General features: G+C 61.7%; 1 protein-coding gene. It reads right to left on the bottom strand.

Annotated features, from left to right (window positions below):
- Positions 1-793, bottom strand: a 793-nt coding sequence (locus EOA33_RS36095; RefSeq protein WP_145989526.1) for a 3-deoxy-7-phosphoheptulonate synthase, incomplete at its 3' end; no start/stop codon positions are given.
- Between the last annotated feature and the right edge of the window lie 497 nt (positions 794-1,290).

The following is a 1,290-nucleotide window of genomic DNA, read 5'->3' as shown; positions in this document are numbered from 1 at the left end:
TCCAGGTCATGTGACCCGACGAGGCGTACCAGTCGCCGGAGGTGGAATCGACGCGGGTCAGCGCCTCTTCGTAGCCGAGCAGCAGCGCCTCATGGCTGGTGTAGAAATCGGTCTCGCGCAGCGCGAAGTTGGTTTCGGAGGTAATGCCGACTGCGCGCATGAAGTCCATGGTCTCTGTGATGCGGTTGGCGAGCGACTCGTACTTTTCGCCCTGCGGGCTGTCGGAGACGAAACCAAGCATCCAGCGATGCACATTCTCCAGGCTGGCATAACCACCCTGGGCGAAGGCGCGCAGAAGGTTGAGCGTCGCCGCCGACTGGCGATACGCCATCTCCTGACGGGCGGGATCGGGAATGCGCGACTTGGCGTCGAACTCGATGCCGTTGATGATGTCGCCGCGATAGCTGGGCAACGTCACGCCGGCCTTGGTCTCATTGTCGGAAGAGCGCGGCTTGGCGAACTGGCCGGCGACGCGGCCGACCTTCACCACCGGCTGCGCGCCGGCGAAGGTCAGAACGACGGACATCTGCAGGAAGACGCGGAAGAAGTCGCGGATGTTGTCCGCGCCATGCTCGGCGAAGCTCTCGGCGCAATCGCCGCCCTGGAGCAGGAATGCATCACCGGCGGCAACGGCCGCCAACTGCTTCTTCAGTTTGCGCGCCTCACCGGCGAAAACCAAAGGCGGAAAGGTGGCGAGTTGGGCTTCCGTGTTCTTCAGCGCGGCAAGGTCCGGATAGGCGGGAACCTGCTTGATCGGCTTTTCTCTCCACGAATTCGGCGACCATTTCGTCATCGTTGCACCCAAACGCCCTTCAGCGGCAATTCCAGGAAAAGCGTGATTCCGCGCGGAATTGCGTCAAACAAACAGATGAACGGGCACCCTCGCCCGCCATTCCAGCCCAATATGGGGTGGCGGCTCCTTACACGAAGCCGAATTCCTATTCTAGACCGGAATTTGAGCGCTGGCGAATGAGCGTTGCTGGCCAAGGTGTGTTGAGATTCAGGTTAGGCCGAGCCGAAAATGGTGATTTCCGAGAACCGGAGCGGAGCGTACTCAAGTACGTGAGCACCAGAAGCGCAGGGAAACCGCCATTTGCAGGCCGGCATCAACTGAAACTCAACACACCTAGGCGGCTTTCTCCACCAGCCGCGCCAGCTGCGTCATCACCACGGCCGAGCCCGCTAGTCGCTTTTCGGCGTTCGGCCAGTCGCGGATGAAGACGACGCTGTGATCGGGCCGGATCTTGGCCAGCGAGCCCTGCTCGCCGATGAACTTGACCAGCCCGACCG

It is taken from the genome of Mesorhizobium sp. M4A.F.Ca.ET.050.02.1.1 (genome assembly GCF_003997725.1).
GTDB lineage: Bacteria > Pseudomonadota > Alphaproteobacteria > Rhizobiales > Rhizobiaceae > Mesorhizobium.
Note: the sequence above shows the minus strand (reverse complement) of the source record. Positions and strands in the feature narration are given on the sequence as shown.